This is a genomic window from Streptomyces sp. NPDC040622 (genome assembly GCF_055593965.1).
Genome location: NZ_JBVIXD010000001.1, coordinates 824,949 through 837,486, shown reverse-complemented (window position 1 = coordinate 837,486; position 12,538 = coordinate 824,949). Strand labels below are relative to the sequence as shown.

At 71.8% G+C, this 12,538-nt stretch carries 14 protein-coding genes; 8 read left to right on the top strand and 6 right to left on the bottom strand.

The features are described from left to right. Positions 1-163 precede the first annotated feature (163 nt). Complete coding sequence (locus ACZ592_RS03680; protein WP_471579850.1) at positions 164-1,204, top strand: PhlD; 1,041 nt, start codon at positions 164-166, stop codon at positions 1,202-1,204. A 76-nt stretch (positions 1,205-1,280) separates the two neighbouring features. Continuing rightward, positions 1,281-2,069 (top strand): GNAT family N-acetyltransferase, encoded by a 789-nt coding sequence (locus ACZ592_RS03675; protein WP_471579849.1) that lies wholly within the window; start codon positions 1,281-1,283, stop codon positions 2,067-2,069. Positions 2,070-2,072: 3 nt separating this feature from the next. Here ACZ592_RS03675 and ACZ592_RS03670 read toward each other — a convergent pair whose 3' ends face one another. The 4 genes from ACZ592_RS03670 to ACZ592_RS03655 all read right to left on the bottom strand — a co-directional run bounded on the left by ACZ592_RS03670 (position 2,073) and on the right by ACZ592_RS03655 (position 5,902). Further along, on the bottom strand, positions 2,073-2,624 hold the full coding sequence (locus ACZ592_RS03670; RefSeq protein ID WP_471579848.1) for an isochorismatase family protein: 552 nt from the start codon (positions 2,622-2,624) through the stop codon (positions 2,073-2,075). Positions 2,625-2,685: 61 nt separating this feature from the next. Further along, complete coding sequence (locus ACZ592_RS03665) at positions 2,686-4,113, bottom strand: MFS transporter (RefSeq protein WP_471579847.1); 1,428 nt, start codon at positions 4,111-4,113, stop codon at positions 2,686-2,688. Beyond that, positions 4,110-4,553, bottom strand: coding sequence for a MarR family winged helix-turn-helix transcriptional regulator (locus ACZ592_RS03660; RefSeq protein ID WP_471579846.1), 444 nt, complete (start codon positions 4,551-4,553; stop codon positions 4,110-4,112). The genes ACZ592_RS03665 and ACZ592_RS03660 overlap by 4 nt, the downstream gene beginning before the upstream one ends. Before the next feature lie 122 nt (positions 4,554-4,675). Next, the gene (locus ACZ592_RS03655) at positions 4,676-5,902 is read right to left on the bottom strand and encodes an acyl-CoA dehydrogenase family protein (RefSeq protein WP_471579845.1); all 1,227 of its coding nucleotides are present in this window, start codon (positions 5,900-5,902) and stop codon (positions 4,676-4,678) included. Between the two features lie 164 nt (positions 5,903-6,066). Between ACZ592_RS03655 and ACZ592_RS03650 the strand changes: the two genes are divergently transcribed. Beyond that, on the top strand, positions 6,067-6,711 hold the full coding sequence (locus tag ACZ592_RS03650) for a TetR/AcrR family transcriptional regulator (RefSeq protein WP_471579844.1): 645 nt from the start codon (positions 6,067-6,069) through the stop codon (positions 6,709-6,711). Positions 6,712-6,740: 29 nt separating this feature from the next. Here ACZ592_RS03650 and def read toward each other — a convergent pair whose 3' ends face one another. Next, a complete protein-coding gene (gene def / locus ACZ592_RS03645) occupies positions 6,741-7,337 on the bottom strand; it encodes a peptide deformylase (protein ID WP_471579843.1) in 597 nt (198 codons plus the stop codon). A gap of 152 nt (positions 7,338-7,489) precedes the next feature. On the opposite strand from def, the gene ACZ592_RS03640 reads away from it, so the two are divergent. From ACZ592_RS03640 to ACZ592_RS03620, 5 genes are all read left to right on the top strand, one after another. Further along, the gene (locus ACZ592_RS03640; RefSeq protein WP_471579842.1) at positions 7,490-8,728 is read left to right on the top strand and encodes a DUF1727 domain-containing protein; all 1,239 of its coding nucleotides are present in this window, start codon (positions 7,490-7,492) and stop codon (positions 8,726-8,728) included. 40 nt (positions 8,729-8,768) lie between these two features. Then, positions 8,769-9,497 carry a type 1 glutamine amidotransferase gene (locus ACZ592_RS03635; RefSeq protein ID WP_471579841.1) on the top strand — a complete coding sequence of 243 codons (729 nt, stop codon included), beginning with the start codon at positions 8,769-8,771 and terminating at the stop codon, positions 9,495-9,497. 177 nt (positions 9,498-9,674) lie between these two features. Continuing rightward, positions 9,675-10,700, top strand: a complete 1,026-nt coding sequence (locus tag ACZ592_RS03630) for a 6-phosphofructokinase (protein ID WP_471579840.1) — start codon at positions 9,675-9,677, stop codon at positions 10,698-10,700. A 103-nt stretch (positions 10,701-10,803) separates the two neighbouring features. Further along, positions 10,804-11,754 (top strand): cytochrome c oxidase assembly protein, encoded by a 951-nt coding sequence (locus ACZ592_RS03625; protein ID WP_471579839.1) that lies wholly within the window; start codon positions 10,804-10,806, stop codon positions 11,752-11,754. Between the two features lie 87 nt (positions 11,755-11,841). Further along, the gene (locus tag ACZ592_RS03620) at positions 11,842-12,003 is read left to right on the top strand and encodes a hypothetical protein (RefSeq protein ID WP_471579838.1); all 162 of its coding nucleotides are present in this window, start codon (positions 11,842-11,844) and stop codon (positions 12,001-12,003) included. Between the two features lie 62 nt (positions 12,004-12,065). Here the strand turns inward: ACZ592_RS03620 and ACZ592_RS03615 are convergent, their stop codons facing one another. After that, positions 12,066-12,455: an SSI family serine proteinase inhibitor gene (locus ACZ592_RS03615; protein ID WP_471579837.1), complete on the bottom strand. Its 390-nt coding sequence runs from the start codon at positions 12,453-12,455 to the stop codon at positions 12,066-12,068. Positions 12,456-12,538: the final 83 nt, after the last annotated feature.

The following is a 12,538-nucleotide window of genomic DNA, read 5'->3' as shown; positions in this document are numbered from 1 at the left end:
GCCGCGGGCGGAGCACCGCGTTCCCGCAGGTCACCGGGGCCTTTCTCGCACACGCCCGCGATGCTTCAGGCGCCCGGCAGCACATCCTCGACAGGGCACTCCCGTCACAGTGCAGTAATTTGGCCACACCCCGTTTTTTCGCCGATCCTGGGGGAGCCGCCTTGTGACCGCGCACGTACTCCGACCTCATACCGTCGTCGGCGACCACAAGGTCACCACGGCCGAGATTGCCGACGACGTGAGCGCGCACCACGCCGACCACCCGCGCCTGCGCGCCATCCTCCGCGTGATCGGCAACTGCGGCGTGCAGACCCGCCACTTCACGCGCCCCCTCGACTCCCCCACCGTCGCCGGCACGGCCGACGTCGGCGAGCGGGCCCGCACCGCGTTCGCCGATGCCCTCACGATGGCCGAACGCGCCGCCGACACCGCCCTGGACAGCGCGGGGCTCACCGCGCGTGACATCGACGCGATCGTCACCACGCACACCACGAGCTGGGCCGTGCCCAACCTCGACATCCACCTCGTCTCGCGGCTCGGTCTCCGTGCCGACGTGCGTCGCGTCGCGCTCGCCACGGTAGCCTGCCCGGGCGGCACCCAGGCCCTCACCCGCGCCGCCGACCTCGTCGCCGCGCGGCCGGGCAGCAAGGTGCTGGTGGTGGCCGCCGAGGTGCTCTCCAGCATCTACCAGCACAGCGACACCACCATCGAATCGATGATCTACAAGGCGCTGTTCGGGGACGCGGCCGCAGCGACGGTCGTCACCGACACCCCACTGGGTCCCGGCCTCGCGATCGAGGACACCTTCGAGTACGTCCTGCGGGACAGCCTCGACCGCCAGCGCGGCCGGATCGCCCCGGACGGCATCCACTTCGACTCCACGAAGCAGGTGCTGGCCGCGGTCGACGACGTGACGCCCCACCTCCTGGAGTGGCTCGGCCCGCGCCGGCTCGACTTCGCCGTCGTCCACCCCGGCAGCCCACGCATCATCGCCGACGCCGTGGCCGCCCTGCACCTGGACGAGGCTGCCGCACGGCACTCCACGGCCACGCTCGCCCACGACGGGAACGTCGGCGGCGTGAGCGTCCTGCGCGTCCTGGAACGCACCCACGCCGACCCGCCGGACAACGGCGCGCACGGCGCGGCCGTCGCCTTCGGTCCCGGCTTCGCAGCTGCGGCGCTGCGCTGCCGCTGGCAGGCGTAGCCCGCTCCGCGGCTTCAGCTGATCCCGCCTGCGAAAACCGGTTGCCGCCTCCGTGCCGCCCTGCTGAGGTGACCGGATGGATCACGCAGCGGTACTGGCCGCGTACGACCGGCAGATTCGGCACGACACGCTGGGCGAGGGCGGTGGCACACGGGTCGAGCGGACCGGGGACGCAGTCCGGGTGACCGGCGCGGCGCACGACTGGAACGGCGTGCTGTGGACGGATCTCGACGCGTCGACGGCGGACGCCGCGATCGCCGAGCAGATCCGCCACTACACCGGCGCCCGGCGGGAGTTCGAGTGGAAACTGCACTCCCACGACCGTCCCGCCGACCTCGGCGAGCGCCTGCTCGCGGCCGGCTTCGAGGCCGAGCCGGTGGAGACCGTCATGATCGCCGAGGCCGCGGCACTGCCCGCGGGGCCCGAACTGCCCGACGGCATCCGGCTGCTGCCCGTGACGGACGCCGCGGGCGTGCGGCTCATGGCCGAGGCACACCTCGCGGCGTTCGGGGAGGGCGACGCGGAGCTGGGCGAGCACCTCGCCCGTCGGGTGCTGGCCCAGCTCACCGAGGCGCCGGACGAGATCGTCGCGGTCGTCGCCATGGCCGGTGACCGGCCGGTGTGCGGTGCGCGGCTCGAGTTCCGTCCGGGCACCGACTTCGCCGGGCTCTGGGGCGGCGGCACCGACCCTCAGTGGCGCGGCAAGGGCATCTACCGCGCGACGGTGGCCCACCGCGCCCGGATCGCCGTCGCGCGCGGATACCGCTATCTGCAGGTCGACGCCTCCGACGACAGCCGTCCGATCCTGGACCGGCTCGGCTTCACGACGCTCTGCACGACCACGCCGTACGTGTACCGGCCGTAGGGGTCAGCCGAGCAGCTTGACGATGGCCTCGGTCGTGTCCGTCTCGCCGAGCCTCGGGAAGATCTTCTCCACACTGTTGCGGTGGGCGTCGGCGTCCATGTCGGTCACGGCGTCGACGGCCACCGTCACGTGGTAGCCGTGCTCGTGCGCCGCGCGGGCCGTCGACTCCACGCCGATGCTCGTCGCGATGCCGGCGAGAACGACCTGGGTGACGCCCCTGCGGCGCAGTTGCAGGTCGAGGTCGGTGCCGTAGAAGGCGCCCCACTGCTGCTTGGTGACGACGATGTCGCTGTCCTTGCGGCCGAGCTCGGGCACGAGGTCCGCCCAGTCGGCGGGCGGCTGACCGCCTCGCGCGGGGGCTTCGGTGCGCCCGGGCGCGCCGCCGGTCACCCGGACCAGGACCACGGGCAGGCCCTTCTCGCGGAAGGCGTCGGCGAGCGTGGCGGCCCGTTCGACGATCTGCTCGGTGGGGTGGACGCCGGGCAGCGCGGTGATGCCCTTCTGCAGGTCGACGAGGACGAGGGCGGTGGTGGGGTCGATGACGGTGGCGGTCATGAGTGGTGCCTTTCTCTTGCGTTGAACGGGGGGAACACCCCTCGTGCGCGAGGGAGTTCAGTCAGGGGGAGGTCGTGGTCCGATCGGACCCGGCGCGCAGGGCGCGGTCGGTGACGGTCAGGACGGTCAGGGCCAGCGCCAGGACGCCGCCGATGCCGACCATGAGGTGGAGGCCGCCGTCGTCGGCCCGCTGCCCGTAGGCGAGGCCGATCAGTCCGGAGGCGGTGATGGCGCCGACGTACTGGGCGGTGCGCTGGAGTCCCGCGGCCGACCCGATCGAGTCGGCGGGCGCGAACTGCTGCACGGCGGCCTGGTTGGCCGTGCCCATGAGTCCCTGCGGAATGCCGAAGCAGGCACCGGCCAGGAGCAGCACGGCCGGCGGTGTGGTCGCCGTCGTGAAGAGAAGCAGGGCGCTGCCCGCGACGAGGAGCACGGCGGAGACGGTGAGCGGCGCGCGAATGCCCTTCGTGCGCGCCCCGATCAGTGAACAGGCCAGCGCGGTCAGGGACATCGGCAGCATGACCAGGCCGGTGTGGAGCGAGGAGAAACCGCGCTCCTCCTCCAGCCACTGCGTGAAGCCGTACATCACGCAGTACACGACGAGGTAGCTCAGTCCGTGCCGCAGGTAGGTGCGGGCGAGTGCGCGGTGGGTGCCCAGCATGCGCAGGTCGATGAAGGGCGCCGGGTGGCGCAGCTGCCACCGGGTGAGCACCGCGGAGAGCAGGACGACGGGCACGAGGAGCGGCCACATCGGGTGGCGCAGGTCGAGCAGGAAGACGACGAGGCAGCTGAGGGCGCCGGTGAAGAGCAGTATCCCGAGCGGATCGAGCGCCCCGGCGCGCCCGCCGCTCGTGCCGTGCGCCCGCTCCTCGCGCGGTGCGTCCTTGGGGATCCACCGCAGGGCGATGCCGTACGCGAGGAGCGCCACCGGCACGTTGACCGCGAAGATGCCGCGCCAGCCGGCCGTGGCGACGAGGAGGCCGCCGAGCGTCGGTCCGACCGCCGCGCTGCCGAGGGCCGCGAAGGAGAGGCGGCCGAGAACGGTACGCGGGGTGGGGCGCCCGAGCCGATCGGACTCGGTGCGCAGGACGGCCATCGCGGCCGGGTAGGCGGCGGACGTGCCGATGCCGAGGAGCAGCCGGGACACCAGCAGCCAGCCGAAGCCGGGGGCGAACGTTCCGACCAGGCCCGAGGCGACGACGACCGCGAGTCCGCCGAGGAAGACCCGGCGCGGCCCGATGCTGTCGGCGAGCTTGCCGAGGACGGGCTGGGCGACGGCGCTGGCGAGGTAGAGCACGGAGACGAGCCAGGCGGTGTCGGAGGCGCCGACGCCGAAGTCGTGGCCGATCGCCACCAGGCCGGTGGAGATCATCGTCGTGTTGAGCGGGTTGAGCAGCGAGCCGAGGAGCAGGGGCGCGGTGAGCCGTGCGCCGAAGCCCGGCCGCTCGTCCGCAGCGGGCGCTGTCCCGGTGGCGGACGCGGCCCTCACTTCTGCACCAGTCGCTCCAGCAGGGCGACGGCCTCGGCCAGTTGGCGCCGCTCGGCCGGGTCGAGCTCCTCGGCGACGGCCACCGAGAGCCAGCCGCGCTTGGCGGCCCGTGCGTCGGTGAGGGTGCGGCGGCCTTCCTCGGTGACGGAGACGACGGACTGCCGCCCGTCGTCCGGGTCGGGGGTCCTTTCGATGAGTTCGAGGGCCTCCAGCGCGCTCACGGTCATCCGCATCGACTGGGGTCGTACGAACTCCGCCCGCGCGAGGCCCGCCGTGGTCGAGGGGCCTCCTCGGTCCAGCCGGGCGAGCACGGAGCGCTGCGAAGGGCTGAGCCCGCTCATGGGCGACGCGCCGCGCAATCGGCGCACGAGCCGTCCGACGACGTGTGTGAGGTCGGCGGCGACCTGCTCGGGGGTGGGGTCGTCCGGAAGTCCGCTCATACGACGAACCGTACGAGATAGACAGGCAGACTTGCAAGTTTCCCTTTTCAATATCTTCCCGCTCAACGCAGCCGCCCCCGGACCCCGGGAAGGGGTGCGGGGGCGGGAGCGTGCGGCGGTGTCTAGCGGATCGGCATGCCCGACAGCGTCCGCGCGATGACGAGGCGCTGGATCTCGCTCGTCCCCTCGAAGATCGTGTAGATCGCCGCGTCGCGGTGCATGCGCTCCACCGGGTACTCGCGGGTGAAGCCGTTGCCGCCGAGGATCTGCACGGCCTGCGCGGTGACCTTCTTGGCGACCTCGCTCGCGTACAGCTTGGACATGGAGCCCTCCGCCGACTCGAACTTCTTGCCGGTGGAGGCCATCCAGGAGGCGCGCCACACCAGGAGGCGGGCCGCGTCGATCTGGGTGCGCATGTCGGCGAGCTGGAAGGCGATGCCCTGGTTGTCGATGATCGGGCGGCCGAACTGCGTACGCGTCTTGGCGTACTCGAGGGCCTCCTCGTACGCGGCACGGGCCGTCCCCACGGCCATCGCGCCGACCGCCGGGCGGGACGCCTCGAAGGTGGCCATCGCGGCGTTCTTCACCCGCTCGCCGCCCGACTTGGCGCGCTCCCGGGCACGCGCGAGCCGCTCGTCCAGCTTCTCCTTGCCGCCGAGCAGACAGTGGCCCGGCACCCGGACGTCCTCGAGGACGACCTCGGCGGTGTGCGAGGCGCGGATGCCGTGCTTCTTGAACTTCTGCCCCTGGGACAGGCCGGGGGTGTTCGGCGGGACGATGAAGGAGGCGTGCCCCTTGGAGCCGAGCTCGGCGTCGACGACCGCGACGACGACGTGGACGTTGGCGATGCCGCCGTTGGTCGCCCAGGTCTTCGTGCCGTTCAGGACCCACTCGTCCTTGGCCTCGTCGTACACGGCACGGGTCCGCATGGCCGCGACATCGGATCCCGCGTCGGGCTCGGAGGAGCAGAAGGCGGCGACCTTCACGTCGTTCACGTCGCCGTACATCTGCGGGATCCAGGTCCCGATCTGCTCCTCGGTGCCATTGGCCAGCACGCCGACGGCGGCCAGGCCGGTGCCCATGATGGACAGGCCGATGCCGGCGTCACCCCAGAAGATCTCCTCGGTCGCCATCGGGATGCCGAGGCCCGAGGGGTCGAAGAACTGCTGCGCGTAGAAATCCAGCGAGTAGATCCCGAGCTTCGCCGCTTCCTGGATGATGGGCCACGGGGTCTCTTCGCGCTCGTCCCACTCGGCGGCCGCGGGGCGGATCACCTCGGCGGCGAACCCGTGGAGCCAGTCCCGGACCTCCTTCTGTTCGTCGTTGAGCTCCATGGTGAACTCGGCCATGACCCCTCCTGGACCTGCGATCTTCAGCGGCGTTACTTGCGGTAACCGCAGTCTGTTACCGGCCAGTAGTCCATGTCAACTCCCGGCAGCCCGTTCGATACGCACGGCCCCGCGAGTGTTACGTTGCGCGTGCGTCACCGATTCAGCACGGGCGGGGAGAAACGATGGAGACCACGCAGCGGACCGATCAGCAGCGGTCCGCGGAGCACCGCCGGCGAGAGCTGCTCGAGGCCGCCGACCGCGTCGTCCTCCGTGACGGCCCGGGCGCCTCGATGAACGCCATCGCCGCGGAGGCGGGCATCACCAAGCCCATCCTGTACCGCCACTTCGGCGACAAGGGCGGCCTGTACGCGGCCCTCGCCAAGCGGCACACCGACGCACTGCTCGAAGCACTGCGCGCCGCCCTCGACGCCCCCGCCGAGCGCAGGGAGCGGGTAGAGGCGACGCTCGACACCTACCTCGCGGCGATCGAGGCACGCCCCCAGGTCTACCGCTTCCTGATGCATCCGTCGGAGGCCCCCTCGACCGGCGAGCAGGGCTTCGACGTCGGACTGCACTCCGCTCCCCTGCTGCGCCGCCTCGGCGAGGAGCTCGCCGAGGTCATCGAGGAGCGCGTCGACCTCGGACCGGAGAGCGCCGAGCTCTCTCGGGTGTGGGGACACGGCATCGTCGGCATGATGCACGCGGCGGGCGACTGGTGGCTCGGCGAACGGCCGTGCCCGCGCGCCCAGTTGGTGCGCAGCCTCGCCGACCTGCTGTGGGGACGGCTCGCGGCGGCGGGCAACCGCGTCGGCGGTCCCGGCTTCTGAACGGGGACCGGGCCGGGCGGCCGGGGGTTTCAGACGCTCCTGGCCGGGGGCGCGACGGAGCCGCTCCCGGTGCCCGCGGAGCCCCGGCCGGTGTTCCAGGAGGCCTTGGCGGCGGCGCGCAGCACCTTGCGGCGCCGCCACCCGGTGACGCGGTCGGTGTAGACGCCGCCCGCCAAGTGGTCGCACTCGTGCTGCAGGCAGCGCGCGAACCAGCCCGTCCCGTGCACCCGGACGGGCTCCCCGCGCAGATCGACGCCCTCGACCACCGCGTGGTCGAAGCGCGGCGTCCCCGCTTCGAGGCCGGGCAGCGAGAGACAGCCCTCGGGACCGCGCACACTCACCCCGTCCGCCTCCACGAGCGTCGGGTTGACCACGTGTCCGAGATGGCGGACGTCCTCGTCGTCCTCGCAGTCGTAGACGAACACCCGTCGGCCCACGCCGATCTGGTTCGCGGCGAGTCCCACGCCCCGCGCGGCGTACATCGTCGCGAACATGTCCTCGACCAGGCCCGCCAGTTCGGGCCCGAAGTCGGTGACCTCCTCGCACGGTGTGTGCAGCACGGGGTCACCGAGCAGGGTCAGAGGTCGTACGCGCCCCGAGGCGCCCGGGATCGTGCCGTGTCGCATGGCGGCAAGAGTACGGTCCAGGGGACGGAGCGGCACCGCCGAGGTGCCGAGGTGGTGCCGTGATTCGGGCTTGCCAGTGGATCTCGATAGGCTGAGCAGCGAAACGATGCCGGGGGCAGGCGCGGCGCCGTACGCAAGGAGGATCTCGACAGATGTCAGGCAACACGGACCCGCTGTCGCCGCGGGCCAAGCTGGCCGTGACGGCGGGCAAGGCGGCCGCGGCGGTGTCGCGCGCGGCGGGCCGCGGCAGCGGATCGGTGATCGGCGGCAAGGTCGCACTGAGGCTCGACCCCGAGCTGCTCGGACGGCTCGCCACGCACCTGGACGTAGTCCTCGTGTCGGCCACCAACGGCAAGACGACCACCACGCGTCTGATCGCCGAGGCGCTGCGGGCCAGCGGCCCGGTCGTCTCGAACGCGCTCGGTGCGAACATGCCCGCGGGGATCACCTCGGCGCTCGCCGGCGGCTCCGACGCCCGGTACGGCGTGATCGAGGTCGACGAGAAGTACCTCTCGGGCGTCGCCCGCGACGTCTCCCCCAAGGCCATCGCGCTGCTGAACCTCTCGCGCGACCAGCTGGACCGCGCCGCCGAGACCCGCATGCTCGCCGAGAAGTGGCGCGAGGGGCTGGCCGGTTCCAAGGCCGTCGTCATCGCCAACGCCGACGACCCGCTGGTCGTCTGGGCGGCCTCCTCCTCGCCGAACGTGGTGTGGGTGGCCGCGGGGCAGGAGTGGAAGGACGACGCCTGGTCGTGCCCGTCCTGCGGTGGCGTCATGCAGCGCCCCGGTGACGACTGGTTCTGCGGCGAGTGCGGCTTCCGCCGTCCGGCGCCCAGCTGGGTGCTCTCCGGCGACCACGTCCTGGACCCGCACGGCTCCGCCTGGCCGATCCACCTCCAGCTGCCCGGCCGCGCGAACCGGGCCAACGCGGCCTCCTCGGCAGCCGTCGCCGCCGTGTTCGGCGTGCCCCCGCAGGTCGCCCTGGAGCGCATGTACCAGGTGCAGGCCGTCGCCGGACGCTATGACGTCGTCCAGTTCCAGGGCCGTGACCTGCGTCTGCTCCTCGCGAAGAACCCGGCGGGCTGGCTCGAAACGTTTTCGCTGATCGACCCGCCGCCCACCCCGGTCATCCTCTCCGTGAACGCCCGCGGCGCGGACGGCACCGACACCTCCTGGCTCTGGGACGTCGACTACACCCGGCTCTCCGGTCACCCGATCTTCGTGCTCGGCGACCGCAAGCTGGACCTGGCCGTGCGCCTGGAGGTCGCGAATCTGGACTTCCGGGTCTGCGAGACCGTCGACGAGGCGGTCCAGCTCGCCCCGCCGGGACGCATCGAGACGATCGCGAACTACACCGCGTTCCAGGACCTGCGCCGCCGCGTCGGCAACTGACCCCACCGGCACCTCGAGACCTTCGTAGGGACGAATGAGCATGAGTGACAACAGCCTGCGGCTGGTGTGGGTCTACCCCGACCTGCTCAGCACGTACGGAGACCAGGGCAACGCCCTGGTCGTGGAGCGCCGCGCGCGCCAGCGCGGCCTCCAGGTCGAGCGCTACGACGTGCGCAGCGACCAGCCGGTGCCCACCTCCGGCGACATCTACCTCATCGGTGGCGGCGAGGACCGTCCGCAGCGCCTGGCGGCCGAGCGGCTGCGCCGCGACGGCGGTCTGCAGCGCGCCGTGGGCAACGGCGCGATCGTCTTCTCGGTCTGCGCCGGCTACCAGATCCTCGGCAACGAGTTCATCAACGACCTCGGCCAGCGCGAGCCGGGCCTCGGCCTGCTCGACGTGATCTCCACCCGCGGCGAGGGCGAGCGGTGCGTCGGTGACGTGCTCGGCGACATCGACCCGCAGCTCGGCCTGCCGCCGCTGACCGGCTTCGAGAACCACCAGGGCATCACGCACATCGGCCCGGCCGCGCGGCCGTTCGCCCGCGTGACGCTCGGCCGGGGCAACGGCACGGGCGACGGCACCGAGGGCGCGTTCAACGGCACGGTGTTCGGGACGTACATGCACGGCCCGGTCCTCGCCCGCAACCCGCTCATCGCGGACCTGCTCCTCAAGCTGGCCCTCGATGTGAACGCGCTGCCGCCGACGGACGACCGGTGGTACGAGGCGCTGCGCGCCGAGCGCATCGCCTCCGCCCAGCAGCCCGCGTAACGCCCGGCACACCCCGGCAGCAGAGCCCGCCTGACGCCCCGCCCGCACATGTGAGCGGGGCCGTCCAGCCCTCGGACGCCTGATGCGGCCCCGCCCCCCGGCGCCTATAGGGTGGCGGGGATCCAGCCGGACGACGTGGTCCGGTCATCGACCCACGTTGCAAAGGTATTCCGGGCAATGCGCATTGGTGTCCTGACCTCCGGCGGCGACTGCCCCGGCCTGAACGCCGTCATCCGTTCCGTCGTGCACCGCGCGGTGGTGGACCACGGCGACGAGGTCATCGGCTTCCACGACGGCTGGAAAGGCCTCCTGGAATGCGACTACCGCAAGCTGGACCTCGACGCGGTGGGCGGCATCCTCGCCCGCGGCGGAACGATTCTCGGCTCCTCGCGCGTCCAGCCCGCGCACCTGCGGGACGGCGTGGAGCGTGCCAAGGGCCACGTCGCCGAGCTCGGCCTCGACGCGATCATCCCGATCGGCGGCGAGGGCACCCTCAAGGCGGCCCGGCTCCTCTCCGACGCGGGACTGCCCATCGTCGGCGTCCCCAAGACCATCGACAACGACATCGCGGTCACGGACGTCACCTTCGGTTTCGACACGGCCGTCGGCGTCGCGACCGAGGCCCTCGACCGCCTCAAGACCACCGCCGAGTCCCACCAGCGCGTGCTCATCGTCGAGGTCATGGGCCGGCACACCGGCTGGATCGCCCTGCACTCGGGCATGGCCGCGGGCGCGCACGCCATCGTCGTCCCCGAGCGCCCCTTCGACATCGAGGAGCTGGCGCGCAAGGTCGGCGAACGCTTCTCGGCGGGCAAGAAGTTCGCGATCGTCGTCGCCGCCGAGGGCGCCAAGCCCCGTGAGGGCTCCATGGAGTTCGACGTGGGCGGCAAGGACGTCTACGGCCACGAGCGGTTCGCCGGCATCGCCCGGCAGCTCTCCCTCGAACTGGAGCAGCGCCTCGGCAAGGAGGCGCGGCCGGTCATCCTCGGGCACGTCCAGCGCGGCGGCACCCCCACCGCGTACGACCGCGTGCTCGCGACGCGCTTCGGCTGGCACGCCGTGGAGGCCGTGCACCGCGGCGAGTTCGGCCGGATGACGGCGCTGCGCGGCACGGACATCACGATGGTGCCGCTGGCCGAGGCCGTGGAGACGCTGAAGACCGTGCCCGAGGAGCGGTACGCCGAGGCGGAGTGCGTGCTGTAGACACCTGCTGGACTAACTGCCCCCGGTCGTGTCCGCGACCGGGGGCAGTTCTACTCTGGTGCGGACACACGTCGCACAATCCGCACGAATCAGGAGCCACTGGATGGATCACAGCGGGCACGGCATGAACATGGATCTGCCGCCGTTCACGCTGGGGCGAGGCCTGGAACTCTCGGCCGACCCCTTCTTCCTCATCGGCTGCCTGGTGGCCCTCGCCCTGTACGGGTGGGGAGTGGCCCGGCTCGTGCGGCGCGGTGACAAGTGGCCGGTGGGCCGCACGGTCTCGTTCGTGATCGGCGTCCTGACCGTGCTGCTCGTGATGTGCACCAAGCTCAACGACTACGGCATGGTCATGTTCAGCGTGCACATGGTGCAGCACATGGTGATCAGCATGCTGTCGCCGATCCTGCTGCTGCTCGGCGCGCCGATCACGCTGGCGCTGCGGGCACTGCCGGTGGCGGCGCGCGGCCACAAGGGCCCGCGCGAGTGGCTGCTCTGGCTGCTGCAGAGCCGGTACATCAAGATCATCACGCATCCCGCGTTCACGATCCCGCTGTTCATCGCGAGCCTGTACGCGCTCTACTTCACGCCGATCTTCGACACCCTGATGGGCTCCAAGGCGGGCCACATCGGGATGATGGTCCACTTCCTCGCCGTCGGCCTGGTCTTCTTCTGGCCGATCATGGGCGTCGACCCGGGGCCGCACCGGCCCGGCCACATCTTCCGGATGCTGGAGCTGTTCGCGGGCATGCCGTTCCACGCGTTCTTCGGCATCGCCCTGATGATGGCGACCCAGCCGATGATCGGCACCTACATGCACCCGCCGGCCTCGCTGGGCATCGACGCGCTCTCCGACCAGGAGGCCGCGGGCGGCATCGCCTGGGCCTTCAGCGAGATCCCGTCGGTGGTGGTCCTGGTGGCCCTGCTCTTCCAGTGGCGGCGCTCCGAGGACCGCGAGGCACGGCGCAAGGACCGTGCCGCGGACCGCGACGGGGACAAGGAGCTGGAGGAGTACAACGCCTATCTGGCCTCACTGGCCGCTCGCGGACGCTAGCGCGCGGGGCCCTTCCCGGGTGACGATGGACCCAGGACCGCGGTCTCGGCGCACCAGCGCCGGAGGCTGCCGGGAGGAGGCTGAGCGATGCCCGGTTCCACGAAGACCATGGGTGGGTTCACCATCGGGGGCCTTGTCATGGTGACGGCCTACACGGCGGCCCTCGGAAGCAACGGCTGGTTGTGGTTCGGCTGGGTGGTGCTCGGCCTGATCACGCTGGCGATGGTGCTGTCGCGCAGCACCCCCTGAGGGCCTCGTCGGGAGGCCCTCACGCGTTCGGCGTCCCGCCTGCCGCCCGGCCAGCGGTCCGGTCAGAAGCGGAAGACGTAGCCGGTCTCCGCGTCCATGGTGCAGACGTTCGGATACGTCTTGTGCCAGTCGACCGTGCGGCCCCGGTACGTGCCCTTCGCACGCACTTTGACGGGCTCGTACTCCTTGGTGCACGCATGCGGGTCCTCGGCGAGCCGGTCGAAGTCGCCGTCCGCCAGGGCAAGCGCCTCACAGGCCTTGACCGCCTGCGGATGGGGCCCGGAGGCCATCGGCTCGCAGTGCAGCTCGACGCCGCGGATCCAGGTGTTGTCGGCGCCCGACACGGTCAGGAAGACCCCCTGTCCGGGGGCGGGAATCCCCTGGGCCGCTTGGGCGGGTACGGCCGCGCCGAGGGCGATCAGGGCGGCGGCCGCGACGGTGGACGGGCGCATGGAAGACCTCCGGGGACGCGACGCCTCGCGGGACGCCGACGGTGACGTTCTGTGGCGTCGGGGACGCCCGGCAGAGGCCAGGG

Coding starts and splice junctions, on each gene's coding strand:
- ACZ592_RS03675 (WP_471579849.1), top strand. CDS start 1,281: ATGGATCACGCAGCGGTACTGGCCGCGTACGACCGGCAGATTCGGCAC.
- ACZ592_RS03670 (WP_471579848.1), bottom strand. CDS start 2,624: ATGACCGCCACCGTCATCGACCCCACCACCGCCCTCGTCCTCGTCGAC.
- ACZ592_RS03660 (WP_471579846.1), bottom strand. CDS start 4,553: ATGAGCGGACTTCCGGACGACCCCACCCCCGAGCAGGTCGCCGCCGAC.
- ACZ592_RS03655 (WP_471579845.1), bottom strand. CDS start 5,902: ATGGCCGAGTTCACCATGGAGCTCAACGACGAACAGAAGGAGGTCCGG.
- ACZ592_RS03650 (WP_471579844.1), top strand. CDS start 6,067: ATGGAGACCACGCAGCGGACCGATCAGCAGCGGTCCGCGGAGCACCGC.
- def (WP_471579843.1), bottom strand. CDS start 7,337: ATGCGACACGGCACGATCCCGGGCGCCTCGGGGCGCGTACGACCTCTG.
- ACZ592_RS03640 (WP_471579842.1), top strand. CDS start 7,490: ATGTCAGGCAACACGGACCCGCTGTCGCCGCGGGCCAAGCTGGCCGTG.
- ACZ592_RS03635 (WP_471579841.1), top strand. CDS start 8,769: ATGAGTGACAACAGCCTGCGGCTGGTGTGGGTCTACCCCGACCTGCTC.
- ACZ592_RS03630 (WP_471579840.1), top strand. CDS start 9,675: ATGCGCATTGGTGTCCTGACCTCCGGCGGCGACTGCCCCGGCCTGAAC.
- ACZ592_RS03625 (WP_471579839.1), top strand. CDS start 10,804: ATGGATCACAGCGGGCACGGCATGAACATGGATCTGCCGCCGTTCACG.
- ACZ592_RS03620 (WP_471579838.1), top strand. CDS start 11,842: ATGCCCGGTTCCACGAAGACCATGGGTGGGTTCACCATCGGGGGCCTT.
- ACZ592_RS03615 (WP_471579837.1), bottom strand. CDS start 12,455: ATGCGCCCGTCCACCGTCGCGGCCGCCGCCCTGATCGCCCTCGGCGCG.